This is a genomic window from Clostridia bacterium, from assembly GCA_014360065.1.
In the GTDB taxonomy this organism is placed as follows: Bacteria; Bacillota; DSM-521; order Neomoorellales; family JACIYF01; genus JACIYF01.
The window spans coordinates 1-26367 of sequence record JACIYF010000032.1 but is presented as its reverse complement, the minus strand read 5'-3'; the positions used below and the strand labels follow the sequence as shown (position 1 = coordinate 26367).

At 57.6% G+C, this 26367-nt stretch carries 27 protein-coding genes and 1 riboswitch; of the genes, 20 read left to right on the top strand and 7 right to left on the bottom strand.

What is annotated here, in order from left to right; genetic code table 11:
- The 7 genes from H5U02_06765 to H5U02_06735 all read left to right on the top strand — a co-directional run.
- The coding region (locus tag H5U02_06765) for a molybdopterin molybdenumtransferase MoeA (GenBank protein MBC7342136.1) at positions 1-708 on the top strand (708 nt) is incomplete at its 5' end.
- Positions 709-792: 84 nt separating this feature from the next.
- Positions 793-2820, top strand: a complete 2028-nt coding sequence (locus H5U02_06760) for a molybdopterin biosynthesis protein (protein MBC7342135.1) — start codon at positions 793-795, stop codon at positions 2818-2820.
- A 92-nt stretch (positions 2821-2912) separates the two neighbouring features.
- A complete protein-coding gene (locus H5U02_06755; GenBank protein ID MBC7342134.1) occupies positions 2913-3602 on the top strand; it encodes a hypothetical protein in 690 nt (229 codons plus the stop codon).
- Positions 3603-3829: 227 nt separating this feature from the next.
- Positions 3830-4372 carry a hypoxanthine phosphoribosyltransferase gene (gene hpt / locus H5U02_06750; protein ID MBC7342133.1) on the top strand — a complete coding sequence of 181 codons (543 nt, stop codon included), beginning with the start codon at positions 3830-3832 and terminating at the stop codon, positions 4370-4372.
- A gap of 208 nt (positions 4373-4580) precedes the next feature.
- On the top strand, positions 4581-6158 hold the full coding sequence (guaA, locus tag H5U02_06745; GenBank protein MBC7342132.1) for a glutamine-hydrolyzing GMP synthase: 1578 nt from the start codon (positions 4581-4583) through the stop codon (positions 6156-6158).
- Between the two features lie 4 nt (positions 6159-6162).
- Positions 6163-6972 (top strand): undecaprenyl-diphosphate phosphatase, encoded by an 810-nt coding sequence (locus tag H5U02_06740; protein ID MBC7342131.1) that lies wholly within the window; start codon positions 6163-6165, stop codon positions 6970-6972.
- 82 nt (positions 6973-7054) lie between these two features.
- Positions 7055-7843, top strand: coding sequence for an IclR family transcriptional regulator (locus H5U02_06735; GenBank protein MBC7342130.1), 789 nt, complete (start codon positions 7055-7057; stop codon positions 7841-7843).
- Here H5U02_06735 and H5U02_06730 read toward each other — a convergent pair.
- On the bottom strand, positions 7817-8581 hold the full coding sequence (locus H5U02_06730; GenBank protein MBC7342129.1) for an IclR family transcriptional regulator: 765 nt from the start codon (positions 8579-8581) through the stop codon (positions 7817-7819). The two genes, H5U02_06735 and H5U02_06730, sit on opposite strands and share 27 nt — an antisense overlap.
- A gap of 416 nt (positions 8582-8997) precedes the next feature.
- Here H5U02_06730 and H5U02_06725 point away from each other — a divergent pair, with 416 nt between their 5' ends.
- The 3 genes from H5U02_06725 to H5U02_06715 all read left to right on the top strand — a co-directional run bounded on the left by H5U02_06725 (position 8998) and on the right by H5U02_06715 (position 12266).
- Positions 8998-9774 carry a glucose 1-dehydrogenase gene (locus H5U02_06725; GenBank protein MBC7342128.1) on the top strand — a complete coding sequence of 259 codons (777 nt, stop codon included), beginning with the start codon at positions 8998-9000 and terminating at the stop codon, positions 9772-9774.
- A 119-nt stretch (positions 9775-9893) separates the two neighbouring features.
- Positions 9894-10910 carry an alcohol dehydrogenase catalytic domain-containing protein gene (locus H5U02_06720; protein ID MBC7342127.1) on the top strand — a complete coding sequence of 339 codons (1017 nt, stop codon included), beginning with the start codon at positions 9894-9896 and terminating at the stop codon, positions 10908-10910.
- Positions 10911-11153: 243 nt separating this feature from the next.
- Positions 11154-12266: a tetraprenyl-beta-curcumene synthase family protein gene (locus tag H5U02_06715; GenBank protein ID MBC7342126.1), complete on the top strand. Its 1113-nt coding sequence runs from the start codon at positions 11154-11156 to the stop codon at positions 12264-12266.
- Between the two features lie 70 nt (positions 12267-12336).
- On the opposite strand, the gene H5U02_06710 is transcribed toward H5U02_06715, so the two are convergent.
- On the bottom strand, positions 12337-13524 hold the full coding sequence (locus tag H5U02_06710; protein MBC7342125.1) for a mechanosensitive ion channel family protein: 1188 nt from the start codon (positions 13522-13524) through the stop codon (positions 12337-12339).
- Between the two features lie 164 nt (positions 13525-13688).
- Between H5U02_06710 and H5U02_06705 the strand changes: the two genes are divergently transcribed.
- The 4 genes from H5U02_06705 (at position 13689) to queF (ending at position 16156) form a co-directional block, all read left to right on the top strand.
- A complete protein-coding gene (locus H5U02_06705) occupies positions 13689-14510 on the top strand; it encodes a sulfite exporter TauE/SafE family protein (GenBank protein MBC7342124.1) in 822 nt (273 codons plus the stop codon).
- A 172-nt stretch (positions 14511-14682) separates the two neighbouring features.
- The gene (locus H5U02_06700; GenBank protein ID MBC7342123.1) at positions 14683-14865 is read left to right on the top strand and encodes a DNA adenine methylase; all 183 of its coding nucleotides are present in this window, start codon (positions 14683-14685) and stop codon (positions 14863-14865) included.
- A 196-nt stretch (positions 14866-15061) separates the two neighbouring features.
- Complete coding sequence (locus tag H5U02_06695) at positions 15062-15757, top strand: queuosine precursor transporter (protein ID MBC7342122.1); 696 nt, start codon at positions 15062-15064, stop codon at positions 15755-15757.
- A gap of 3 nt (positions 15758-15760) precedes the next feature.
- On the top strand, positions 15761-16156 hold the full coding sequence (gene queF, locus H5U02_06690) for an NADPH-dependent 7-cyano-7-deazaguanine reductase QueF (GenBank protein ID MBC7342121.1): 396 nt from the start codon (positions 15761-15763) through the stop codon (positions 16154-16156).
- 151 nt (positions 16157-16307) lie between these two features.
- On the opposite strand, the gene H5U02_06685 is transcribed toward queF, so the two are convergent.
- The 5 genes from H5U02_06685 to H5U02_06665 are packed head-to-tail and all read right to left on the bottom strand — an operon-like array spanning position 16308 to position 19711.
- Positions 16308-16973 (bottom strand): TrkA family potassium uptake protein, encoded by a 666-nt coding sequence (locus H5U02_06685; protein ID MBC7342120.1) that lies wholly within the window; start codon positions 16971-16973, stop codon positions 16308-16310.
- Positions 16974-17378 (bottom strand): TrkA family potassium uptake protein, encoded by a 405-nt coding sequence (locus H5U02_06680; GenBank protein MBC7342119.1) that lies wholly within the window; start codon positions 17376-17378, stop codon positions 16974-16976. It lies immediately after the preceding gene.
- A 13-nt stretch (positions 17379-17391) separates the two neighbouring features.
- The gene (locus H5U02_06675; protein ID MBC7342118.1) at positions 17392-17946 is read right to left on the bottom strand and encodes a universal stress protein; all 555 of its coding nucleotides are present in this window, start codon (positions 17944-17946) and stop codon (positions 17392-17394) included.
- A complete protein-coding gene (locus H5U02_06670; GenBank protein ID MBC7342117.1) occupies positions 17943-18158 on the bottom strand; it encodes a hypothetical protein in 216 nt (71 codons plus the stop codon). Before H5U02_06670 ends, H5U02_06675 begins: the two co-directional genes overlap by 4 nt.
- Positions 18155-19711 carry an amino acid permease gene (locus tag H5U02_06665; protein ID MBC7342116.1) on the bottom strand — a complete coding sequence of 519 codons (1557 nt, stop codon included), beginning with the start codon at positions 19709-19711 and terminating at the stop codon, positions 18155-18157. The genes H5U02_06670 and H5U02_06665 overlap by 4 nt, the downstream gene beginning before the upstream one ends.
- A 346-nt stretch (positions 19712-20057) precedes the next feature.
- Positions 20058-20160, top strand: a riboswitch (purine riboswitch).
- Positions 20161-20858: 698 nt separating this feature from the next.
- Between H5U02_06665 and purE the strand changes: the two genes are divergently transcribed.
- The 6 genes from purE to H5U02_06635 form a co-directional block, all read left to right on the top strand.
- The gene (purE, locus tag H5U02_06660) at positions 20859-21404 is read left to right on the top strand and encodes a 5-(carboxyamino)imidazole ribonucleotide mutase (GenBank protein ID MBC7342115.1); all 546 of its coding nucleotides are present in this window, start codon (positions 20859-20861) and stop codon (positions 21402-21404) included.
- Positions 21405-21456: 52 nt separating this feature from the next.
- A complete protein-coding gene (locus H5U02_06655; GenBank protein ID MBC7342114.1) occupies positions 21457-22752 on the top strand; it encodes an adenylosuccinate lyase in 1296 nt (431 codons plus the stop codon).
- 19 nt (positions 22753-22771) lie between these two features.
- The gene (gene purS / locus H5U02_06650; GenBank protein ID MBC7342113.1) at positions 22772-23026 is read left to right on the top strand and encodes a phosphoribosylformylglycinamidine synthase subunit PurS; all 255 of its coding nucleotides are present in this window, start codon (positions 22772-22774) and stop codon (positions 23024-23026) included.
- Positions 23023-23724, top strand: a complete 702-nt coding sequence (gene purQ / locus H5U02_06645; GenBank protein ID MBC7342112.1) for a phosphoribosylformylglycinamidine synthase subunit PurQ — start codon at positions 23023-23025, stop codon at positions 23722-23724. Before purS ends, purQ begins: the two co-directional genes overlap by 4 nt.
- Positions 23724-26147 (top strand): phosphoribosylformylglycinamidine synthase subunit PurL, encoded by a 2424-nt coding sequence (gene purL, locus H5U02_06640; protein ID MBC7342111.1) that lies wholly within the window; start codon positions 23724-23726, stop codon positions 26145-26147. The genes purQ and purL overlap by 1 nt, the downstream gene beginning before the upstream one ends.
- On the top strand, positions 26132-26367 hold a 236-nt coding region (locus tag H5U02_06635; GenBank protein MBC7342110.1), incomplete at its 3' end, for a hypothetical protein. The genes purL and H5U02_06635, both read left to right, overlap by 16 nt.

The following is a 26367-nucleotide window of genomic DNA, read 5'->3' as shown; positions in this document are numbered from 1 at the left end:
GGTGATGAGCTGGTGACCCCGGATCGGGCTCCTGGCCCCGGCCAGGTGCGGGAGCTCAATTCCTATGTGCTGGCCGGCTTGGTTCAGGCCGGGGGCGGGATCCCTAAGTTTTACGGCATCGTCGGCGATAGCCGGGAAGCCCTGGCCCAAGCTGTAGGCCAGGCTAGCTTGGAAAACCATCTGGTCCTGCTGTCTGGGGGCAGCTCGGTGGGCACCAGGGACTGGACTTATCAGGTTTTAGACGAGCTTACCGGCGGAGGCATCCTGTTTGAAGGCTTAGCCATTCACCCGGGCAAGCCCACCATTGCTGCTGCTCCCCGGAAGCAAGCTCCTGGTCAGGCCGGCCTGCTGATTGGCCTTCCCGGGCACCCGGTCTCGGCCATGGTAGTATTTAAGCTGCTTTTAGCCCCCCTTTTGCTTTACGGCGATTACCAGCGCGCCGAGCTAGCGGCCCAAAAGCGGGAGGTAAGGGCTCGCCTAGTGGAAAGCGTTCCCTCGGTGGCTGGCCGAGAGGACTACGTAGGGGTGAAGCTGGCGGCGGGAGCCGGTTCTCCCCAGATGGGGGAGTGCTGGGCTCGACCGGTATGGGGAAAATCAGGGCTGATCTCCACCATGGTGGAAGCTGATGGGCTGATAAGGATACCGGCGGCGGCGGAAGGATTGGCAGCTGGAGAAATGGTAGCAGTAAGGCTTTGGGACCTAGATTGAGCGGTGGCTGGCGCAGGATTACGGAGCAGAGGGCCAGCGCCCCAGGCTAAAGATAAATAGCTCTGGAAGAAAGGCGGACGACTGATGGTCAAAGCACTGGGATCGCGAAAGGTCTATCTCACCAGCCTTCCTTGGGAGGAAGCTCTGGATCGCTATCTCTCGGCATTGCAGGCTTTAGGGCTTGTAAATCCAGGTCCGCCGGAAGTTATAGCCGTAGAAAAGGCTTGCGGCCGGGTGACCGCCCAGCCGGTTTATGCGCGCTATTCCAGCCCCCATTATCCCGCCTGCGCCATGGATGGGGTAGCGGTGCCGTCCCGGCTGACCTTTGGGGCTAGGGAAACTGCCCCGGTCAGGCTGCGCTTGGGCGATGAAGCCATGGAGGTGGATACCGGCGACCCGGTGCCGCTTGGTTGCGACGCCGTCATCATGGCCGAGGACCTTCAGTACCTAGACGCCGACGGCAATCCCATCCTATCTCCTGGAAGTGGCGAGTCCGGGCCGGAGCCGGTATATGTGGAAATCAGAAAGCCAGCTGCTCCCTGGCAGCATGTCCGCTCCATTGGCGAAGATATAGTGGCTGGGGAGATGCTTCTTCCTGCCAACTGGCGCTTGCGGCCCTACGATCTGGGGGCGTTGCTGGCCGGCGGGGTAACCCAGGTGGCGGTCCATTCCCGCCCGTTGGTGACCATCATTCCTACCGGCACCGAGCTGGTGGTAGCGGGCGAGGAACCGGCTGAGGGACCGGAGCCGGGGCAGATCTTAGAATCCAATGGCGCCATGCTGGCGGCCCTGGTTGAGGAATGGGGCGGACGCCCCCAGCGGTGCGCCCCGGTAGCCGATGACTACCGAGAACTAGAGAGGCAAATCCTTAGTGCCGCCAAAAGGAGCGCCCTGGTATTGATCAACGCAGGATCCTCGGCCGGGCGGGAGGATTTTACTGCTGCCATCATGGCCCGGTGGGGTGAGGTTTATGTCCATGGGGTAGCTACCCGGCCGGGCAAGCCGGTAATCCTGGGGAGGATTCAGGAGACTCCGGCGATAGGCATTCCTGGCTACTCGGTTTCGGCGGCCTTAGCGGCGGAGCTGTTTGTCCACCCGCTGTTAGCGCGGATGCTAGGGGTAAACCCTCCGGGCCGACCTTTGGTGACAGCCACCATGACCAGAAAGGTAGCATCGGCGGTGGGCGCTGAGGAATTCCTCCGGGTCAAGCTGGGGCGGGTAGGGGAAAAGCTAGTGGCTACTCCCTTGGCTCGAGGGGCGGGGGTGTTGACCTCCCTGGTTCGGGCTGATGGGGTAGTGCGGGTGCCGCGCCTATCCCAGGGCCTGGCGGCAGGGGAGCAAGTAGAAGTGGAGCTAGTCCGGCCGGCTTCCGAGGTGGAAGGCACCATTGTAGCCATTGGCAGCCATGATCTCTGTATGGATGTTTTGGGTAGCCACCTGCACCAGCGTTATCCGGAGTACTTCCTTTCTTCAGCCAATGTGGGCAGCCTAGCCGGGCTGGTGGCCCTGAGCCGGGGTGAAGCCCACCTGGCCGGCACCCACCTTTTGGACGAGGAGACCGGCGAATACAACCTCAGCTATGTCCGCCGCTACCTAGGGAATCGCCCTAGCGTGTTGGTCAACCTGGTCTACCGGCAGCAAGGCTTGATGGTAGCCAAGGGCAATCCCAAGGGCATTAGAGGCATCGCTGACTTGGCCCGGGAGGATGTGGTGTTTGTCAACCGGCAGCGGGGAGCGGGCACGCGGGTGCTCTTGGACTTTTTGCTCCAAAAAGAGCGGATCAGCCCGGAAGCCATCAACGGCTACCTGCGGGAGGAGTATACTCACCTGGCGGTGGCGGCGGCGGTAGCCGGGGGAACTGCCGACGCCGCCATGGGCATCCTGGCTGCGGCCCAAACCCTGGGGCTAGACTTTATTCCCATCGCTGAAGAGCGCTACGACCTTTGCATCCCTGAGGAGAACCTCAAGCTTGATAAAGTAGCCCGGTTGCTGGAAGTAGCTTCAGGAGAGGGCTTCCGGCGGGAGGTTGAGAGCCTAGGGGGGTATGATACCCGGGACTGCGGAAAGATCATGGCCCGGATTGCGCCTTCTGATGCCAATACCAGCCAATGATGGTAACGTAGTTGGGGCAACTAGTAATATTTGGCCAGGGCCAGCCGTAGAATATCACGGAACCATTCCTGGATGGCAGGGAGAGGCTGACCTTGGTAGTAAAGATCAATCGCAAGCTATTTTGGGTGGCGGTGGCAGTTTTGTTGCTGGCAGCGGGAGCAGCCTATGTGGGCTTAGTTTCCCGGGTGGTGCCAGAAGAGCTCCTGCCCCAGGCCCTAGCCAACACCCTAGACACACCTACCTATCGCTACCGGGTGGAAGTGATCCAAGTGCGGCCGGCCGGCCCTATCTACTTGAGCCGCATCAATGGGGAAAAGGCAGGGGGCGATTTTCACCTGTGGGGGGAGATGCAGGGCGGGCCGGTGGACGTTTACGAAATTGAAGGGGTTACCTACCTGAAGGATGCCATTACCCAGAAGTGGATTATCCTGCCGGGGAGGCGGCTCCTCAGCGATGACCTGTTCATGATGGAAGTCAATCCCGCCGAAAACCTTCGCTTTGCCGTACCAACCACCGTCAAGTACCTGGGGCGAGAATCTTTGCAGGGCAAAAAGCTATACGTCTTGGAATGTTCTCCCCAGATAATCGAATCCAAATACCTGACCAAGTGGTTTAAGGGTTTCACTTACCGAGTTTGGGTTGAGCCCGGTTCAAAGCGAATCCGCCGGGCGCAGATCCACGCCGTGACCGTTCATAATCCTGACTTCAAAGTTGAGGCGGCCTTCGAGTTCTATGACCAGGGTAAGACCATAAAGATTGTGCCTCCTACCCAATCCTCTTAGGGCAAGCAGGAATCAGCTCCTCCTTGGCGAACATAGGCTTAGTAGGAAGGTTATATTACGGGCGCCGTTGGGAAATTTATCACTAGCCCCAAGGCGGCTTTTGTTTTATATTCTTTTTGGATTGCGGATAAAGGTACTATGTTGCATAAAAAGCCAAAGGGGCAAAGCCAGCTACAAGTTGTTTTCCGGGACCAAGCCTGGTATGGAGGGAGCTTGACCGACCGAGCATGGACAATAGCCGTGACATCGACCGCATCTTGATCGGAGCGGAAGAAATTCAAAAAAAAGTAGCAGAATTGGGGCAGAAGATCACCGAAGACTACTTGGGCAAGGACCTTCTGGTGGTCGGGATCTTGAAGGGAGCCATAATTTTCCTGTCGGATCTGGTGCGGCACATCAATATCCCCCTAACTTTGGACTTTGTGGCCGTCACCAGTTATGGCACCAGCACCAGTTCCTCCGGGGTGGTGCGCATCTTAAAGGACCTGGATACTCCGGTGGAGGGTCGCCACGTTCTAATCGTGGAGGACATTGTCGACACCGGCCTTACCCTGCGCTATTTGGTGCGCACCTTGCAGGCCCGGCGCCCGGCCAGCATTCGTACCTGTACGTTTTTGGATAAACCTAGCCGGCGAACGGTAAAGATGCATCCCGACTATAACGGCTTTGAGATTCCCGATGTCTTTGTGGTGGGCTACGGCCTGGACTATGCGGAGAAGTACCGCCACCTGCCCTTTCTGGCGGTACTAAAACCGGAGGTATATAAGTAAGCGCCAAGCGACACGAAAGCCGACTGAGGTCCAGGGAAACGGTCTCTGCTAGCCAGCGCCTGGGCGGGCTACCCGGCCTTGGTAGCTCTCCGGTTCGAAGTCGGTTGGCGGAGCCCGAGGGAGCCCTAACTGGCCATAACTTAGCCAGGGTAGGTAGGGCTTCGGGCGAACCACAAGCGGCCTAGTAACGGTTGGCCGGGTTACAGGAATTAAGGAGGGTGTCTGGACAAGGGTCCGAAGAGGGGAAGGATGGGTACAGGTGGAGTTAGTCTTGGTGCTTGATTTTGGTGGCCAGTACAACCAGCTGATTGCCAGGCGGGTGCGGGAATACGGGGTTTACTGCGAAATGCTTTCCTACCGCACACCCCTTTCTGAGATCGTAGCCCGCAAGCCGGTGGGGATAATCTTTTCCGGCGGTCCGGCCAGCGTTTACGGCAAAGGAGCTCCCCGGTTGGATGCCGCCATCTTTTCCGCCGGCATTCCCATCCTGGGCATCTGCTACGGCATGCAGCTGATGGCTTACCTTTTGGGGGGAAAAGTGGAGCCGGGACCGGAGCGGGAGTATGGCCGGGCAGTTATCCAGGTCATCCGGGAGGATGCCTTGTTCCGAGGCTTGCCGCGGCAAATGCCGGTGTGGATGAGCCACGGGGACCGGGTGGTGGCGGCTCCCGCCGGGTTCAAGGTCACGGCCCAGACCAGCCGCACCCCGGTGGCGGCCCTGGCCGATGAGGAAAGGAAGCTCTACGGGGTCCAATTCCACCCTGAGGTCAAGCATACTCCCCACGGCTCCGACATCCTGCGCCATTTCCTATACGATGTTTGCGGTTGCCGAGGCGGCTGGAACATGGGCTCCTTTGTGGCCCAAGAGATCGAACGCATCAAAAGCCAGGTGGGCTCGGGCCGGGCCCTATGTGCCTTGAGCGGCGGGGTAGATTCCAGCGTGGCGGCGGTGCTGGTGCACCGCGCCATCGGCGATCGCTTGACCTGCATCTTTGTTGACCACGGGCTCTTGCGCCGGGGCGAGGCTGAGCAGGTGGTGCGCACTTTTAGAGATCGCCTGCGCATTCCCTTGCGGGCCGTCGATGCCCGGGAGCGCTTCCTTAAGCGCCTGGAAGGGGTGGCCGACCCCGAGGCTAAGCGCAAGATCATTGGCGAGGAATTCATCCGGGTTTTCGAAGAAGAGGCCCAGAAGATTGGCCAAGTGGACTTTTTAGTCCAGGGTACTTTGTATCCCGATGTGATTGAAAGCGGCACTGACACCGCGGCTACCATCAAGAGCCATCACAATGTGGGCGGTTTGCCGGAGAAGATGCGCCTCTGCTTGATCGAACCGCTGCGCTTGCTTTTTAAGGATGAGGTGCGCAGCTTGGGAGTGGAGCTAGGCCTGCCGGAGGACATCGTCTGGCGCCAGCCTTTCCCCGGTCCGGGGCTGGCGGTGCGGGTCACTGGCGCCATTACTAAGGAGAAGCTGGAGATTGTCCGGGCCGCCGACGCCATCATCCAGGAGGAGTTACGCAAGGCGGGGCTAGATCGCGAGCTCTGGCAGAGCTTTGCCGTCCTTCCTGACATGCGCAGCGTGGGCGTGATGGGAGATGAGCGGACCTACACCTATGCCATCGTAGTTAGGGCGGTAACCAGCGAGGATGCCATGACCGCCGATTGGGCCCGGTTGCCCTACGAAGTCCTGGAGCGCATTTCCAACCGGATTACCAATGAGGTAAAACACGTCAACCGGGTGCTCTACGATATTACTTCCAAGCCCCCGGCTACCATCGAATGGGAGTGAAAACATGAGCCTTTTCGAAGCCATAGTCCTAGGAATGATCCAGGGATTGACGGAATTCCTGCCGATTTCCAGTTCCGGGCACTTGGTTTTGGCCCAGAGGATTTTTGGGGTCCACGAAGCGGTGTTGTTCTTTGATGTTATGCTGCATGTGGGGACGCTAGTGGCGGTGTTAATCGTCTTCAGCCGGGACTGGTTGGCGATTCTCCGCCGGCCGCTTTCCCGGCTGACCTGGCTATTAATCGCTGGACTCATACCTACGGGTATATTAGGGTTGGCTTTTAAGGACGTCATCTCCAAGCTGTTTGCCAGCGGGCAGACGCTAGGCATTGAGTTCTTGATCACCGGTATCATTTTGTGGTGGGCGGAAGGGCTGCCCCGGGGCCGAAAGAGCCTCAGGCGTATGTCCTACCTTGATGCTGCAGTAGTAGGGACAGCGCAGGGCTTGGCTATCCTTCCCGCCCTTTCCCGCTCCGGACTTACCATTGCCGGCGCTCTCCTTCGGGGCCTGGATCGGGAGACGGCGGCCCGTTATTCCTTCCTGCTCTCGGCCCCGGCTATCCTGGGGGCAGCTTTGGTGGAGCTTAAAGATGCATCTTCTGGCCCTCTGGCGGGCGCGGTTTCAGCCGTGCCCTGGATTCAGGTCCTGGCAGGCATGGCGGCAGCCGCTGTGTTTGGCTATTTGGCTATTAAAGTGATGCTTGCGGTCCTTACTCGAGGCAACATGCGAGCGTTCAGTTATTATGTTTGGGCAGTGGGAATTTTGGTTCTCCTAGACCAGGTAGTTACCCACCGCTTCTTTCCGCCCTTGTTTTAGCGGCGGGGCATCTTGCACCGGCGCCAGCACCCCGGCATGGAGAACGTTAGAGAAACCAGCAAGGCAGAAGGGGGAAAAACAGGTGAACGGCAGGGTCAAACACAAGGGCGAGATTCAGTCAGTAGCTAGAGCTTTGGAGATCCTTCAAGCCTTGGGCGCCGCTCGCCGGGATTTAAGCGTCACCGAGCTGGCCCGGGAAATGGGGGTGCACAAGAGCACCGTGTCCCGGCTGCTTTCCACCCTAGAAGCCTACCGATTTGTGGAGCAGGACCGGGAAACCGGCCGCTTTCATTTGGGTTACCGGATCTCAGAACTCAGCGCGGCCCGGTTTAGCCGCCGGGACGTACGCAGCATGGTTCGCCCGTTCCTGGAGAAGCTGATGGAGCGGTCGGGGGAAGTTGTGCACCTGGGCATTCTCGATGGGGGCAAGGCGGTCTATATCGATAAGGTAGAGGGGCCGCACGGGTTAACCTTGACCTCCTACATTGGCCGTTCCGTATATGCCCACTGCACGGCTCTGGGCAAAGTCTTGCTGGCCTATATGGATCCGGGCCGGGTAAGGGAGATTATCCAGCGGGTAGGGTTGCCCGCCTTCACTGAGAATACCATCACCGATGAGGCCGAGCTGTTCCAGTGCCTGGAGCAGGTCCGCGTCCGGGGGTACGCCATTGATGATGAGGAGCACGAGCGGGGGGTTTGCTGTGTGGCGGCTCCGGTTTGTGATGCTGGCGGCGCGGTAATCGCGGCCATTAGCCTTTCGGCGCCTACGGTCCGGATTAGCAAGAAGCGACTTCCGGAAATGATCGCCATGGTTAAGGAGGCAGCCGAGGAAGCCTCGCGGGCCCTAGGATTCGTCCCCATCCCAGCCTAGCCGTTGGGAGACGGCCCGGCCGGCTCGCTTGACTTCGTTAATGAACAGGGGCAGGTTCTCCTCGGTGTAGCGCATCTGCAGGCCAATGATGCCAATGGAGGCTACCACCTGGTTGTTAAAGTTGCGCACCGGAGCTGCTACTCCAAAGGCATACTGGGTATACTCGCCGCTGGAAGTGGCATAGCCCTGCTTTCGGATCTGTCTTATTTCTTCCCAAAGCTTCTCGGGGTCAGTGATGCTCTTTTCGGTCAGGCTGGTTAGACCCCGGCGGATGTAGCCCTCGATCCATTCATCGTCCTTAAAGGCCAAGATAGCCTTGCGGGAAGCACCGCAGTGGAGGGGGATTTCGGTACCATAGGTTTCCACCACCCGGATGGGTTGGCGGCCCTCTACCCCTTGCAGAAAGATGCCCACGTCTCCACGGGGTATGACCAAGTAGGCATCTTCTCCGGTGGTGGCACTAAGCTGTTCCAGAATAGGCTGGGCGGCGCGGGTCAGGTCTAAGCCGGAGCGAACCTTGAGGCCCATTAGGAGTATCTTGTATCCCAGGCGGTAGTCGCGGGAAGCTTCATCCTGCTCCACCAAGTCGTAGCGCTTAAACCCCTGCAGAAAGCGGTGAACGGTGCTGGGGGGAAGCCCGGTTTGATAGGCCAAGTCGCGAATGGAGATGCCTTTACCGTTGGGTGCTTTCCAGAGGGCTTCTAAGACCTTCAGGGCCTTTTCTAAACTGGTAGCCATAATTGCCGTTTTAACCTCCAGCAAGCCGGTGCTTTTGATTTGAAAAGTTTAGCATTATCAAGGGATCATTCTAGCATATTCCCAGGTGCCTGGATAGAGGGAATTGGTCACGCGAATCTCACCTTTACCCCTCCTAAAGGAAGGAACGTCTCTTTCGATGGCGAATAACTTCATACATCAAGACGGAGTTGTGTAATATGCAACAGCATGGAAGTTCCTCGGTTCTGTGATTTAGGAGGAGCAGGAAGGGCAGGGCTCCTAGCCGGGAACGGCAAGCATCCTGGCTAACCCGGATACGGCCCGGTTATCGCGCGACCAAGGGCGGCGTCGGAGTGGAGTTCATCTGGAACTGGCGCCAGCGCCCCGGCATGGGAAATGTTTCAGCAGCATCGAATCGGTAAAAGGAGGTTTAAATTATGAACCAAGGTTTAGCAATGTTTGATCTCACGGGAAAGGTAGCCATTACCGTAGGTGGTAGCGGCGGATTGGGGACCGAGGTTTCTCTTGGCCTGGCTCGGGCAGGGGCGGACGTCATCCCCATGAGCCGCAACTTGGAGAACAACCAGCGGCTGGCGGAGCAGATTGAAGCTCTAGGGCGCCGGTCTTTGGGCCTTTCCGTGGATATCCTCGACCGCCAGCAAGTAGAACAGGCGGTAGCGCAGATCATGGAAAAGTTTGGCCACATCGATATCCTGGTCAATGCGGCTGGAGCCCTAGCCAAGAAGCCTTTCCTGGAGTACACCGAGGAAGATTGGGACCGGGTAATGGATACCAATCTCAAGGGTATGTTTATCGTCTGTCAGGTGGTAGGCAAAATCATGGTGGAGCAGAAGGCAGGCAAGATCATTAACTTTGCTTCCATGGGGTCTTTCCTGGGCATTACCCGTTCCTCGGCCTACTGTGCCAGCAAGGGCGGAGTAGTTCAGCTCACCAAGGTGCTGGCTGGGGAGTGGGGGCCCTACGGGGTCAATGTTAACGCCATTGCCCCAGGCTGGTTTAAGACCCAGCTCAACCAGCATTTCCTAGGGCAGCCGGAAGTCCAGGCCAAGATTTGCGGCGACACCCCGCTTCGGCGTTACGGTAAGGCAGAAGACCTGGTGGGGGCGGTGGTATTCTTAGCCTCACCTGCGTCCGACTTTGTCACCGGAGCCACCTTGGCTGTGGATGGCGGTTATCTATCGCTGGCACTCTAAACGTAACGCCCTATGGTCCGAGCCGATCCTGACTATAAAAACTGCACAAAGGAAAAAGAGCAACCGGTTCCTGCTGTGAATTGCAGCGATAAAGGCTTTGAGTAAGGAGGCAATTTAACTTGCGAGCAGTACGCTATGTAGCTCCGGAAACCATCAAAGTAGAGGATATACCTGTTCCCAGCCTTGGCCCGGGGGAGGCCCTGGTTAAGGTGGCTTACACTGGCCTTTGTGGCAGCGACCTTCCTATTTATAAAGGCATCCACCCTCGGGTCAAGCCGCCACTGGTGGTAGGCCACGAGATTGCTGGCACCTTGGCCGAGATCAACGCCGAGGGCTATAACGAATGCCAGGTAGGAGACCTAGTGGCAGTAAACCCCCTTCTTTTTTGCGGCCATTGCCAACCCTGCCGCACCGGCAACTGGCATGTCTGCAAAACCTTGGGCCTTACCGGCATTGATGCTGATGGCGGTTTTGCCGAATACGTAAAAGTTCCAGTTCATCAGCTAGTTAAGCTCAATCCGGAAATTCCCATGGATCGGGCTGCCCTGACTGAGCCGGTGGCGGTGGCGGTCCACGCCATTCGTCGCTCCAAGATGCAGCTCGGGGATGCAGTGGCGGTTCTGGGAGCCGGGCCCATCGGCCTTCTGGTAGCTTTTTGTGCGCGGCTGGCGGGAGCGAGCCAGGTATTGATTACCGATGTTAGCGATTTTCGCTTGGGAGTGGCCAAGGACTTTGGCTTCACCCCTATTGATGCTAGGCAGGATGCGGTGAAACAAATCCAGGATCTTACCGGTGGTAATGGTGCCGATGTAGTTTTTGAAGTTGTGGGTGCTGCTCCTACTGCAGCTGACATGATTCAGGCGGTAAAGATCACCGGGACAGTGGTAATAGTCGGGGTCTTCAAGCAGCCGGCGCCAGTAGACTTGCGGACGGTTAATTTCAATGAGCTCGCCATAATTGGTACCCGGGTCTACACTGATTTTGACTTCCGGACGGCCGCCCGGATGGTGTACCAGTACCCGGAGTTGGGCAAGATCATTACTAGCCGCCTGCCCCTGGAGGAAGCGCAGCAGGCGTTCAACCTGGGGCTTTCGGCGGCTACCTCCAACGCCTTGAAGGTCCTTATGCATCCTTAAGCGGGACGGACCCGGCGCTCAACTCACGGACCCAAGCGTGGAGTCCACCCTGCGCGGGCAGTAAGCTACTTACGGGGCTTTAGGGTTCTTGCGGTTTGAGTGCTGGGGGCGCTAGAATGTAGGAGGGGATAAGGCGAGTTGCGGGCGCAGTATGGCCCGGGCTCGCCTCTTTAATTTTGATTGGCTTAATGGCAGTGTGGTCATGGGGTATACTAGAGTTCACCAGTGGAGTTAGGCGGTGGAATCGTGACCGTAAGGGCCTGGAAAACGGTAGGGCGCTTGTTGTTCCTGGTTAACCCTCAGGTACAACGGGAATTGGAGGGATGGAGGCTCAAAGCTCAGGCCATGCCCAGCCCAGAGCTTTCAGCCCAAGCTTTGGCCAGCATTGCCGGTAAGCGCTTTCATTGTCAAGGCGGCAGCGTGTACGCTACAGTTTCGTCCAGGCACCGTCCGGCCTTAGTCAAGGCCATCGTATCCCTCCAGACTATCAGCGATTATCTGGATAACCTCTGCGACCGGGCTGGGGTACTGGACGAGCAAGCTTTTCGCCAGCTCCACCTGGCCATGACCGATGCCCTTAGGCTGGATACGCCGGGAGGGGTGCCCGAAAACTATGCCAATGGCTGGCTAGCTCCCAAGCATCCGTCCTATTATTCCCTTTATCCTTGGCAAGCTGATGGCGGCTACCTACAAGCGTTGGTAGCTACCTGCCGGCAGGCGCTGGCAACCCTGCCCAGCTACTCCATAGTCCAAGCCCAAGCCTTGGATTTAGCTAAGCTCTACAGCGAGTTGCAGTCTTTGAAGCATCTAGACCCCAACCTCCGTGGCCAACGCCTGCGGGCTTGGGCGGAAGCTCAAGCCAACCGGTATCCGGATCTGGCCTGGTGGGAATGGGCGGCGGCTACCGGGTCCACCTTGGGCTTATTCGCCTTGATGGCGGCTTCAAGTCGCCCTGGCCTGGATAGGCAGCAGGCCAGTGCGATTTTGGAGGCTTATTTCCCCTGGATCTGCAGCCTGCATATTCTCCTGGATTACCTCATCGATTTAGAGGAAGATCGGGAGGAAGGCGACTTCAATTTCGTGGCTTGTTATCCAGGGGATCAGGTTCGGGAGACCCGGTTGAAGGCATTAGTTAGGATAGCTATGGACAAGGCCCGGGGGCTATCCCGGGCGGGCGAGGATTCCCAGTTTCATTTAACAGTGGCTCAGGGGCTGTTGGCCCTCTACCTCTCCGACCCCAAGGTGAGGAAACAGGGGCTTGAGCCCTTAGCCAAGGCTCTCCTGGACATGGCCGATCCAAGAACCAAGAGGCTATGGCGCTTATGCTTGGCCTTGAGAAGGATGGGGGTCTTATGAGCTTACGGGCTTTAGCCTAGGGGCTACCGCCCGGGCACGGGTGGGGTTGCCCGGCTCTGCCCGGTCAAGGTTATTCGCCGGCTTGGCCCGAGGGCTTACGCTCCTTAGGCTCTCCATCTACAATAACCCTTATGGGCTCGCTGGCCGACCTCCAATAAACGGATACGTGCGGGAAAGGTATTTCGATGCCGAGCTCATCAAAACGATTCTTAATCCGCCGCCGGAGCTCCCGCCCTACTTCCCATTGCTTGAGGGGCAGGGTGGTTACCATCAGCTTAAGGACTACTCCAGAGGGTTCAAAGCGGTCCACTCCCAGCACCTCTACTGGCTCGGTAATGAGTTGCCCATAATAGTCATCGGTGGCGATTTCCTGGCCTACCTGCTTGAGTACATCCATTACCCAGTCGAGGTTTTCTTTGTAGGCTACCTCCACGTCGATGACGTAGCGGGAGAAAGATTTGGTCATATTGGAAACGGTAGTGATCTGGCTGTTGGGGACGATATGTAAGGTTCCGTCTAAAGCTCGCAGCCAGACCGTGCGCAAGGTGATCTGCTCCACCACCCCGCCTTTGCCGTTAATCTCTACTACGTCCCCTACCCGGAGCTGGTCTTCAGCCAAAAGCAAAAATCCCGTTAAGTAATCGCGAATGAGGTTCTGGGCGGCGAGGCCTACCGCCAGCCCCCCCACGCCCACCGCGGTGAGCAAAGCGGTGATATCGAAGCCTAGCTCCTTTAGGATCATGGTAGCGGCAATGGCCATTACGATTACGGTGGTAACGTTTTTGGCAATTCCCCTGAGAGTATTAAGGCGCCGGGTGCGCTCCGGGTCATCGGCGGGAATTTCTTTGCCCAGGAACAGCCGGTCCGCGTGGTCGATTACGCCGTGGAGTAACTTCAAGGAGAGCCAAGCCCCAAGCCCGGCGGCCAATATCCTTAGCCCCGGACCCCCCAGCCACTTCCAGACGGGAGCCAAAAAGCGGGTGGCGTCTAGGCCAAACAAGCGCAGGATAAAGATAGCGCCGGTAGCGCCTAGCAAGGTCGAAACCATGATCCGCAGCCACAGCCACAAGGTCTGGTTGATTCTAGCCTCCGGTGCTAGGCTGGCCAGGTAGCGGGACAGGCAGGTAAGGAGGTGGAAACTGATAGCGATGGCCAGGATGGTGGCCGCGCCAATTAAGAGAACCTGCCATCCCCAGCCGGTTATCCAGGTCCAGAGGTCAGTCTGCCAGATCCCCACCAGCTCACCCCATTTGCCCATTTGTAGAACCTTTGCTCCAGTTTAGCATTCTCAAGCCGGGCCCTCAAGGGGTGCTTGGCCTGGAAAGCAATGGCCCTTGGCGCCCGCTTGACACCAGCTTTTGTAGCAGAGTATGCTGTTTTACGTGTCAATAGCAGTGCGCTGGGAAAGGAGAAAGGCTATCTATGTTCTATCTTTTGCCTGCAGCTGGGATGGCCATCGGCGTTCTTATCTCCATCATGGGAGGTGGAGGGGGAATTTTCTATATTATTATTCTGACCGGGCTTTTTCACCTGCCGGTGCCCATTGCTGCTTCCAGCTCCTTGGCTACCATCATTCCGACTACTTTGGCGGCCTTTTCCAGCCATTATCGGCAGGGCAATATCAGGTTGGAGGTAGCTTGGTGGGTAATCCTGGGAGCCGTGGCGGGGGCTTTGGCTGGCTCCTATTTAACTGCGTGGATCCCGGTAATATACCAGAAGAAGGTTTTAGGTCTCATCTTGCTGGGGATGCTAGTCCCTATGGCTAGGCGTAAGCGCCGGACGCACGGGACCGTAGCAACAAAGGCGCACGCCAACAGGACTGAGGAGAAATCGGTTACTGCCCGTGGCGATGCTAATGTTCCCTCCGCCGTGCCTGACTTTTTTCACCAGGCCCTGGCAGTGTTTTATGGCCTGTTTGGCGGGCTTATGTCCGGTATGGTGGGTATCAGTGGCACGCCGCCGATCGTTGCCGGGCTTTATGCCCTGGGATTAGAAGCTAAAGAAGTAGTAGGCACCTCGCTGATGATCTTGTTGGCCATCGGCATCACTGGGGTAATTGCCCACTCAGCCTTGGGATCCGTTGACTGGAAAATTGTTCTTGCCTTAGGGCTGGGGACGGTCACTGGAGCCTTTCTGGGACCGTTACTCCTTAATCGCGTTAACACCGACACATTGGAGAAGTTTTATGGTCCCTTCTTTTTTATCCTGGTCGGTATTTTTGGAGCATATATGCTGGTGAGATAATCGAGGGTGGAGTGACCGCCCTTAACTCCCCGGCTAGACAGGAACTGCTGGCCTGGGATCCGTTTAGCTTCCTTGTTCGGCGGCAGGATTGGTGCCTCTGCTAGGGAGGAATCAGCGGCCGGGGGGGGGCGAAGTTGATTGGCTAAGACACCAAGGCAAATAGGTAAGGCAAATAGGTGAGGAAAATGGCGCTACCGGAAGGTGCTCGCCCCCGGCCCCCGGTGAAGTGGGCGGGCGGCAAAGGGCAGCTCATCCCAAAGCTCTTGCCGCTTTTTCCCGACGGACCGCCTACAACGGCCTCTGGCGGGTCAACCGTAAGGGCCAGTACAACGTTCCCTTCGGCCGCTACAAGTGACCTTGGTAAGCCAGCCCTTGAGGTAGGCTGAGGCCGGGCCTCGAAAGCTATATACTCTCAGGTTTGCGGTTTGGCCAAGCCGGGTTTATAATAAAGTTGAGGAGAGGGGCTTGCTGATGGCATCGGTGACATTGGCGGCGTCTCCTCGGCGGTCGCAGCCACCCGCCTATCAAAACAAGGAAGGTGAAATCAAAAAATGGCCCACCGTGAGCATGCCGGTTTGGTGGTTTCCCCTCTTTATATGGGGCTAGCAATTCTCTTTGTTACCTGTCTTCTAATCTCCAACCTCATCGCCGGAAAGCTGATTTTCGTTTTCGGTCTGGTACTTCCAGCGGCAGTTATCCTTTTTCCGGTGACCTATATTTTTGGCGATGTATTAACCGAGGTTTACGGTTTTAAGGGGTCACGGCTAATCATTTGGATGGGCTTTGCCGCCAATCTTTTCATGGCTTTAGTGTTCATTGCGGTTTTAGCCCTTCCCTACCCATCTTTCTGGGATGGGCAACCAGCCTACCAGTCAGTCCTCGGCACCACTCCCCGGATAGTCCTGGCCTCACTTTTGGGCTACCTGGCGGGGGAGTTCGCCAATTCGATGGTGCTATCCTGGCTGAAAGTAGCTACTGGCGGAAAATGGCTGTGGGTGCGCACCGTGGGCTCCACCGTGGTCGGCCAGGGGATCGATACCCTGCTGTTTATCAGTATAGCTTTTTCCGGGACGGTGCCCTGGGGGGTGCTAGGGCAGATGGTTTTGGCTCAATATATTTGGAAGGTAGCCTACGAAGCCTCGGCTACCCCTCTAACCTATATGGTGGTGGGTTGGGTCAAGCGCAAGGAGGGTCTAGATACTTACGATTATGGAGTGAAATACAACCCGTTTGGACTGGGGGTTTAGGCTGTGGAATTTGAGGCCTTGGGCAAAGTAGTTAGGGAGCCCCGCCGGCAGCTGGAGGTCTTTCCCAAGCCGCCGGGGGTAGAAAAAGTGGTCATGGAAAGCGATGAGGTTACTAGCCTCTGCCCGGTTACCGGCCAGCCGGATTGGGAGACGGTTACCATTGAATATGCGCCTAACGAGCATTGCATTGAGAGCAAGAGCCTCAAGCTTTACCTGTGGAGCTTTCGCCAGGAAGGAGTCTTTTGCGAAGCCCTGGCCAGCCGGATTGCCAACGACGTCTATTCTGCCTGCCGGCCGCACTGGTGCAAAGTGACAGTCACCCAAAAGCCCCGGGGAGGGATAAAGATCATTGCCTCGGCGGTGGCCGGAGGCCATGGAAATCTAGGCTCCTGCCTCTAGGGGCGGGCCGCAGAAAGGTAACCTAGCTGGAAGCGCAGAGCTCCAGCCAGTTTTCCCGTTGCCCGCCCAGGGCGCAATCAAGATGAGGGCTGAACCAAGATGGGCAAGGGCCGAAGGGCCAGGCGGGGACAGACTGCTAGGTTAGTATTGGTTACTCAGGGCCCTGAAGGACAGCCTGCAATTGAGATAAATCTTCCGTGGCCACTAGGGCAATGACCCGATCCCCTTCCTGGAGCTTGGTCTGGCCGCGAACGAATATCAGCTCATTGTCGCGGATTACAACTAGTAGCTGGCAATTTTGCGGCAAGTTCAAATCGACTAGGGGCTTACCTAGGGCGGGAGAATGGGAATCAATCATGAGTTCAACAAATTCTACCTGCCCACCCTTCAGGGCAAGAAGTGGTTTGATGTTTCTAATGTCTACTTCCTCTTGAACCATTCGGTATACCAGCTTGGTGCTGTTGACCACATGGGGGCAACCCAGCAGCTTAAAAACCTCTTCGTTGCGAGGGTTATTTACCCTGCCGATCACCCGCGGGCAATGAAACACCCTCTCAGCCAGCTGGTAGATTACGATGTTATCCTCATCCAGCCCGGTTACAGCGGCTACGGCATCAGCTCGCGCTATGCCTGCTTCCTCGAGGACCGCCGGTTCAGAGCCGTCTCCGGTTAGTACTACATCTTCACCCAGGATCGCTTCTAGGCGCCGCGAGCGCTCTTGGTTTTTCTCAATCAATAATACTTCATGGCCGTTGCCTAAAAGAGTTTGGGCCAGATAATAGCCGATCTTTCCTCCGCCCACAACGATTACGAACATTCACTTTTCCTCCCTGTCCATGCCATTAGCTAATAGCTCTTCTACCCGAGCTAGACCCAAGCGAATGGGGCAAAAGACTTCGAAACCCTGCTGGCGATAGAAGTCGGCTTTTTTCGGATCCTCGACTCGGGCTACAACTCGTGGCACCTGGAAATGCAGCTTGGCCACTTGAGCCGAAACCAGATTGGTGTTTTCGCTGTCAGCCACTGCAATTAACAACTGCGCTTCCCGAACTCCGGCCTGTTCCAAAGTCTCGAGATCGAATCCTACTCCCTGGATAACCTGACCCGGGAGCTTTTGAGCTGGCGGAGCGGAAACGATGATGGTTACTTGGTGGCCTGCTTCCGCCAACCGCCGGGCCAAACTTCGCGCCAACCGACCAGCGCCCACGATAATGGTCTTCACCCAATACCAACCCCTATCCTGGCAGTTTATCAATAACTAGTTCGCAAGAACATTTCTTTATGAGCCACTCTGAGGTCCGCCCCAGCGAGTCGCTGCCTACAAGCACTGGTCTCATGCCGATGACGACAATGTCAGCTCTCTCGTCCTGGACTGCTTGCAGGATGCCGCTGCCAGCATGACGGGACCGCACCAGCCTTACCTTGGAGGGTAACCCGTGGTGATGGGCGATGGCTTGAGCTCGCTTGAGTACCTCCGTAGCTTTGGCCTCCTGTTCGGGCATATGAGCACCTAGAGGCAGAGTCATAGGCACCTCGAGCACATAAACTAAGATAATTTCCGCTTTCTGTTCCTGACCTAAGCGGCTAGCCAATTCCACGGCTCGCCGGGAATAATCCGTATCTATGGTAGGCACCAGAATCCGCCGCAACGATTCCACTCCTAGCGTGGCCCTGGCGACTTCAAGCGGAACCGGCGGTGGCGCGTGCAACATCCACCAGATTAGGCTGCCCATGGCCACGGTGAACAGCAAAGCCAGAAAGGCACCCAGCGGTGTGATATTTGGACTCATGGTTTCCCTCCCCTATCACTAAGGTAACGCCAGACCAAGGTGAGCCGATACAGGCCCATGGCCAAAAAGCCTATCCCTACTGCTACCGCCAAAGGTACCTGCAGCTGGGAACGCCAGACGACTACCCCGCCCAGCGGTACCATGGCCACGGAGACCGCAATCTGATAATAGTCGCGCCAACCCAAGGAATGTCCCGGTTCACGCTTCTTCATGCTTGGACCTCTCCCTGCCTGTCTCGTTGAGCTAGGGCCAGGCGATAACGTTCCAGCAGCTCATACTCCTCAGCTGCCTCCAACACCTCTTGCTGTTGGCGTTCCCAGTCGTGGTTGATGCTACGGAAGACTGGTAGCCCATGGCTTTTTCGGTACCAGTAGTAATAGAAAAAACAACCAACCACCCACAGCGGCCCGGCTACGCGCCCGATAGGGTGGGTAAGGATTACTTCGAAAAGAATGGAACTAACTCCAAGAATGCCGAGCACGCCCAAGATTGGAAAGGATATGGTCTGCCCGCGGTACCGGAGCGGCAGATTCAATGGGACCCGGTAGGGGCGGGGCGTATAGGGATCAATAAACCGGAGGCGAATGAGGGAGATGAGGACTAGAATGTAGCCCGTGGTAGCACCGAAAGCATACATGTTGCCTAATGTGTCCATAGCGTTAGGTGTCAGGAAGGAGAGGATAATCTGAACTACGCCGATCATGGAAAAGACAACAATGGTGCGGTATGGGGTACGGTGTTTGGGATGCACGGCATTAAACCAGTCGCTGATGAAATGAAATTGGCTCATGGCGTAGGTCAGTCTCGATGCGCTCATTACCCCCGAGTTAGCTGAGATTAGCAGGATAGTGGCGCCCAAGAGAGCTGCAAAAGGTCCAGCGATGATACCAATGTAAGGAATAGCATGAGCCAGGGTAGCTACTGGGTCACCTACGCTGCGGGCAATGGTCTGCCAGGGAAGCACTCCTAGGCTCATGGTGGAAAAAGCGGTGGCAAAAATAAAGACAGTAAAGATTAGGGTAATAGAAGTTCGAGGAACAATAGTTGCTGGCCGCTTGGTTTCCTGAGCTGCCTGGGAGATGGACTCTAGGCCTACGAAGGAGATAATCGCCAAGGACGACCCGTACATGAAGTCGTGCAGGGAAGGGAACTGGGTTTTCCACTGCAACGCCAACAGTTCCGGTCTCCAGGCAAATAGGAAACCGAAGATAATGATGCTGGACTCAGTGATGATATCGATGGCGCCCAGAACCTCGTTGAGTAGCGAGGATTCTCGCATCCCCTTAATATTGAGCCAAATAAGGAAGGCGGTTAGGGCTAGAGCCTCAGCCATCCAAAAAATATTGATATGGTGGAAGGGTCCTAGGCTGATAGTGAGCTGGGCGGGATTGATGCCAAAGTAGGGGAGGAAAAAATTGAAATAGCCAGCAGAGGCGGTGGCAAACAAGGCGATATCGATGGTGTAATCAAGCAATAAAGCCGATCCGGCTACGAAGCCCCAGAAGTCTCCCAAGCCCCGGAGGGTGAAGTATTGCCCTCCGCCGGCTACAGGGTAGGCAGAAGCCAGTTCAGTGTAGGCCAAGCCGATCAGTATGTAAACGATACCTGCCAGCGCAAAGGCCAAGCTGGTACCGCCGTGGGCGGCGGCCATTACTAGGCCTAGGGCAGCGTAAATATCAGCGCCCACATCCGCGTATCCCCACATGAACGACCCCCATACCGTTACATCCCGGCGTAGTTCCAGCTTACCCTCTGACGATGACACCACTGCTCAACTCCTCACCTAATCTCCAGCTTCATAAACTACTTTATAGACTTCTCGGTCCAGTTTAGTTTTTCTCTTACTACGTAGGTCGAAGGCCGGGAATTCCCTCTCGGCGTTGACCCGTATTATTATTGCACCTTTGACCTTAGACTAAAAAGGCGAAATCGGTTTGTAGATGTGCGCTGCTTGCCGTTTGTGGCCGATCTGCAGGCCTTGCAAAGCTAGATGCCGGCGCAGGCCAGGTTTTGCGCTAGAGCTAATCAAATCGTCGACAGTTTGGTACTATACCAGACGGCCGGTCGCTGCGCTGCAGGTTGCGTTGACTTGTCCCATGGGGTTTGATATGATGGGGACAAAAATAAGGGTCTGTATAACTGTGGGGATATGGCTCACAGGTCTCTACCGGGTAACCGTAAATTACCCTGGCTACAGGCGAAAGTGTACCTAGGGTTCCAGGCCCATCTGGCTTAGCTAAGCGCGGCTTGTCGGCGAAGTTGCACCTTGGGGAAAGCGAGAAGATTTTAAGCGGCTAGAGCCATAGCTAACTAGTCAAGGCAAGGCGGCTGATGACAAGGCAGCCGCTGGGGCGCACAGTAGATTGGCTGGCTAGATCGTGGGTGGCTGGTCCAAGTGGTACAGGCAAGTCCAGCGCGGCGACAGGGCTTGCTACACCGGAGGGAGAAAAACCCAGGCGGGTAGGTTTCGGCTGGCGCGAGCCTACTTCCCTGGGTTATTATATTTTGGTGGCGAGACAGGCCAAGCGCCTGGTGCACTAGCATCGGTTGGGAATGAAATGGGTGGGGCCTTGCCAAGTGGTAGTGAGCCGATGGTTAAGTGCGGGGCGGGGCATAGAAATACATGTTTGGTTCATCCGAAAGAAGTATGGAAATGGCCGGGGATGCTGGCGAAAGGCGACTTTGGGCGAGCCCTGCGAGCCGTTGGCGAGACCGAGCCCGGAGGCGGGGCCGAGGGCATGGAGGCCCGAGGCCGGCCTCTTGAGACAGGAGGTCGAATTGGCCGGGAACCCCGCCGAAGGGTGAGGGGGGAGCCATACGGATCGCTGGCGAGGCCAGTCTTTCGCCGGCGCCAGCGCCCCGGCATGGGAAATGTTTCGGAAGCATCCATGTTTTTTAGAGGAGACGATGATATGGCAGATGCTACTCGACCGCAAGCAGCTCCCCAGGTGGGGATAGTGCTGGGGAGCGACTCCGATCTCCCTATTATCCGACCAGCGGTGGCGGTATTGGAGGAGCTGGGCCTGGCCTATGAGCTGGTAATTGCCTCCGCTCACCGCACTCCCGCTCGGGTGGCCCAGTATGCAGCTACCGCCGAGGAGCGGGGCCTGGAAGTCATCATAGCTGTGGCCGGAGGAGCTGCTCACCTGCCCGGGGTCTTAGCGGCGGGGACGGTGCTCCCGGTCATTGGGGTACCGGCGGGCGGCTCCATCCTAGGGGGCATGGATGCCCTGCTTTCCATCGCCCAGATGCCGGGAGGAGTGCCGGTGGCCTGCACTGGCATCAACAACGGCAAGAATGCGGCCTTACTAGCGGCAGCTATCCTGGCGGTCAAGTACCCCGAACTGCGGGAGAAGCTTAAGGCTTATCGCCAGCGCCAGGCAGAGGAAGTGGATGCCAAAAACGAGCGCCTCAGGCAGCTGGGAGTAGAATCCTACCTGGAGCAGTACCTGCGATGAGAACGGCCGGCCCAAGGCCAGCTAGGAACAAGCTAAAAAAGGGGGAACTGAGTTGATTTCCCGTTATACTCTGCCCGAGATGGGGCGGATTTGGTCAGATCATTACCGGATGCAAAAATGGCTGGAGATTGAGCTCTTGGCCTGCGAGGCTCAAGCCGAGCTGGGGCTTATCCCACCGGAGGCGGTGGAGGCCATCCGCCAACGGGCCGGCTTCACGGTGGAGCGGGTTCAAGAGATTGAAGCCACCACCAACCACGATGTAATTGCTTTTCTTACCGCCGTGGCCGAGCGGGTGGGCGAGGAGTCCAAATATATCCACCTCGGCATGACCTCTTCGGATATTCTCGATACCGGGCTGGCGCTGCAAATGCGCGATGCTGCCGATATCCTGCTGGAGAAAATCGAAAAGCTTCGGCAGATAACCGCCCAACTAGCCTTAAAGCACAAATATACCTTAATGATCGGGCGTACCCACGGGGTGCATGCTGAGCCCACTACCTTTGGGCTGAAGATGGCCCTCTGGGCTATGGAACTGGATCGTGACCAAAAGCGCTTGGAAGAGGCCAAGCGGCAAATAGCGGTGGGCAAAATCTCCGGCGCCGTAGGCACCTTTGCCAACATCGATCCCCGGGTGGAGGAGTACGTCTTGAGGAAGCTAGGGTTAACTCCAGACCCGGTCTCTACCCAGATCATCCAACGTGACCGCCACGCTTTCTTCTTAACTACCCTGGCGGTCGTTGCTTCGTCCCTGGAGAAGTTTGCCACCGAAATCCGCAACCTGCAGCGCACCGAGATCCTAGAGGTAGAGGAGCCGTTTGGTAAGGGACAAAAGGGATCATCGGCTATGCCCCACAAAAAGAACCCCATTACCGCCGAGCGGGTGGCGGGCCTAGCCCGGGTGGTACGGGCCAATGCCATGGCGGCCTTGGAGGATGTGGCCTTGTGGCATGAGCGCGACCTGACCCACTCTTCGGTGGAGCGGGTGATCATCCCCGACAGCACCATCCTCTTGGACTATATGCTGGCCAAGTTCACCGGTATCATGGAGGGGCTGGTGGTTCACCCCCAGCGGATGCGGGAGAATTTGGAGCGGACCCAGGGGTTGATTTTTTCCCAGCGGGTGCTTTTAGCTTTGGTGGAGAGCGGTATCTTGCGGGAAACTGCTTATCAGTGGGTGCAGCGCAACGCGCTTCGGGCTTGGGAGGAGGGGGTTTCCTTCCGGGACCTGGTCAAGGCTGATGCTGATATCGGCGCCCATCTGGACGCCAAAACCTTGGATGGACTCTTTGACTATAACTACCACCTAAAGCAGGTGGACTATATTTTCAAGCGGGCTGGATTAAGCTAGGCCGGGAAGGAGTCTTGCCATGCGGTTTTTAGCCAAGGTACACGTGACCCTGAAGCCGGGAGTACTGGATCCTCAGGGTAAAGCGGTGGGCGGAGCTCTGAGAAACCTGGGTTATGCCCAGGTAGGCGAGGTGCGGATAGGAAAATACATTGAGGTTACCCTGGAGGCGGAAAGCCAGGAGCTGGCCCAGGCCCAGGTGAGGGAAATGGCCCAGCGACTCTTGGCTAACCCGGTGTTGGAAAACTACCGGGTCGAGGTGGTGCCGGCGCCGTGAAGTTTGGAGTAGTAATCTTTCCGGGATCCAATTGCGATGAAGATGTCTACCATGTGGTCAAGGAAGTTATCCAGCAGCCGGTGGAGTATATTTGGCACCAGGAAACCTCGGTGGATGGCTTTGACTGCATCGTTTTACCGGGCGGTTTTTCCTACGGTGACTACTTGCGTACCGGGGCCATTGCCCGGTTTTCTCCGGTGATGGCGGCGGTGGAGGCGTTTGCCCAGCGCGGCGGCTTAGTGCTTGGCATCTGCAACGGCTTCCAGATCCTGTTGGAGGCCGGGCTTTTGCCTGGGGCCATGCAGGTAAACGACTGCCTGCAATTTCGCTGCCAGCCTACCTACCTCTTGGTAGAAAACTCGGCTACCCCTTTCAGCTGTGATTTCCAGCCCGGCCAGGTAATATCCATGCCCATTGCTCACTGGCAAGGGAGCTATTTTGCCGATGCGGCTACTTTGGCGGAGCTGGAGAGCCACCGCCAAGTGGTGTTCCGCTACTGCGGCCCGGACGGTCAGCGTCGGCCAGAGGCCAACCCCAACGGCTCTCTAAACGACATTGCCGGCATCGTTAACCGGGAGGGCAACGTCCTCGGCCTGATGCCACACCCGGAGAGGCGCTCGGAACGGGTCCTGGGCGGTACCGACGGGGCGCTTTTGTTTTCCTCGATTGTCAATTGGTGGGCGGGGAGGCGAGGATAATGACGGACGGGGTTGAACGCAATGGTACCACGACTGGCAACAGCGCTAGGTCCAAGCAGGCACCCTGGCGGGAGATGGGGCTAACCGATGCTGAGTACCAGCAGATAGTTGAGATTCTCGGACGGGAACCCAATTACGTGGAGACGGGCATGTTTGCGGTAATGTGGTCCGAACACTGCGGCTACAAGAACTCGCGCCCGGTGCTCAAGCTCTTTCCCACCCAGGGCCCCCGGGTGATCCAGGGCCCGGGAGAAAATGCCGGGGTGGTGGATATTGGTGACGGCCAGGCGGTGGTATTCAAAATGGAAAGCCATAACCACCCATCGGCCATTGAGCCCTTCCAGGGGGCGGCCACCGGTGTGGGCGGCATCGTTCGCGATATCTTTGCCATGGGGGCGCGGCCCATTGCCGTGCTCGATCCACTACGGTTTGGGTCTTTAGATAATCCCCGGGTGCGCTATCTTTTTGGGGGCGTAGTCTCGGGCATCGGCTCCTACGGCAATTGCCTGGGCATTCCCACCGTGGGCGGGGATGTCTACTTCGAGGATAGTTACGAGGGCAACCCCATCGTCAACGTCATGTGCCTAGGCATCATCGATCAGAAGGATCTGGCCCGCGGGGTGGCGGCCGGGGCCGGCAATGCCATCATGATCGTGGGTTCGCGCACCGGCCGGGACGGCATCCACGGAGCCACCTTCGCCTCGGAAGAATTGAGCGAGGAATCCGAATCCCGCCGGCCCTCGGTGCAGGTGGGGGATCCTTTCATGGAGAAGCTCTTAATTGAAGCCTGCCTGGAGGTCACCCGCCGGGGATACATCCTGGGCATGCAGGATATGGGGGCGGCAGGCATTACCTCCAGCCTGGCGGAAATGGCCAGCCGGGGCAACAGCGGCCTCGACATCGACCTGGACCTGGTTCCTCGCCGGGAGGAGGGCATGACTGCCTATGAAATCATGCTCTCCGAGTCCCAGGAACGGATGGCCATTGCCCCTAAGCCTGGTTTTGAGGAGAAGGTGATCGAGGTCTTTCGCCGCTGGGGCCTGGAGGCGGTGATTGTGGGCCGGATTACCGATGATGGCCTGTTCCGGGTGCGGGAAAAGGGGCAGGTGGTAGCGGAAGTACCGGTCAAGGCCCTTACCGATCTTTGCCCGGTCTACCATCCCCGGGCCGAGGAGCCCGAGTATCTGGCCCAGGTGAGGAAGCTGGACCTAAGCTTGCTTTCAGAACCAGGGCCGGAGTGGGCAGAAAAGCTCCCCCCTCAGGTCCAAGCTTTGGGGGCAGAAATAGCCGGGGCTTCAGTTTGGTCAAAGATGCTTTTAGGTTTGCTTTCTTCCCCCACCATTGCCAGCAAGGAGTGGATCTACCGCCAGTACGACTATATGGTGCGCATCAATACCGTGCTGGAGCCGGGGAAGGGCGATGCGGCGGTCCTACGGGTGAAGGGTACTAAGAAGGGCATTGCCATTGCCACCGATGGCAATGGCCGCTATACCTACCTCGATCCCTTCGGGGGCGGGGCCATAACTGTGGCCGAGGCGGCCCGAAACCTAGCCTGCGTGGGGGCTGAGCCCATCGGCCTGACCGACTGCCTCAACTTCGGCAACCCAGAAAAGCCAGGGGTATTCTATCAGTTCCGCCGAGCGGTAGAAGGGATGGCCGAAGCCTGCCGGGCTCTAGAAGTACCGGTGGTGAGCGGCAACGTCAGCTTCTATAATGAAACCAATGGCCAGGCGGTTTACCCCACCCCGGTGGTAGGCATGGTAGGGCTGATTCCCGATCTAGACCAGACGGTGGGGGCAGGTTTTAAAGAGCCGGGAGATTTGGTGGTGCTCTTAGGCCAGACCAAGGAGGAGCTAGGCGGGTCGGAATACCTGAAGGTGGTTTGTGGCATGGTGGCTGGCTCACCCCCGGAGCTAGACCTTAGCCGGGAGCGGGCGGTGCAGGAGCTATGCCGGCAGGCCATCCGCAAGGGCCTTTTGCATTCGGCCCACGACTGTTCCGAGGGCGGGCTAACGGTGGCGCTGGCGGAAAGCTGCCTCTTAGGCGGCTGGGGAGCCGAGGCCGAGATAACCCTTGGGCAAGCTGGCGGTAGCCCCCTCAGCCTGGCGGCGGCTCTATTTGCCGAGACCCAGTCCCGCATCCTGGTTTCTTTGCCAGAGCGGAACCTGGAGGAGTTGCAGAGGCTAGCTGAGGAGCTGGGAGTGCCCCTGCAGGTCTTAGGTAGGGTAAAGGGAAAGCGATTGCAGATTGCAGTTAAGGACTTGCCAGAGGAGAGCGGAGCCGCCGTGGCCGCCGGCGAGGCCACTGGCGGGGCCGCCGGTGCGACGCCGCATGATGTGGGCTTGGCAAAGCTAGTTGTTGACCTACCCTTGGAAATAATGGAGCGAGCTTGGCGGGAGGCGATAGCGTGGGCCATGAGCTGAGCTTTTGCCCAAAGGGGTGCCCGGAGAGGGAGAGCCAAATTGGGCCGAGCGTTAGCCAAACCGGACTAGTACTAGCAGCAAGCGGGGGGGCTTGGGACCTGGATAAGCCTCGGGAGGAGTGCGGCGTATTCGGGATCTATGCTCCAGGCGAAGATGTAGCCCACATCACCTATTATGGTCTCTATGCCCTCCAACATCGCGGCCAGGAAAGCGCCGGGAT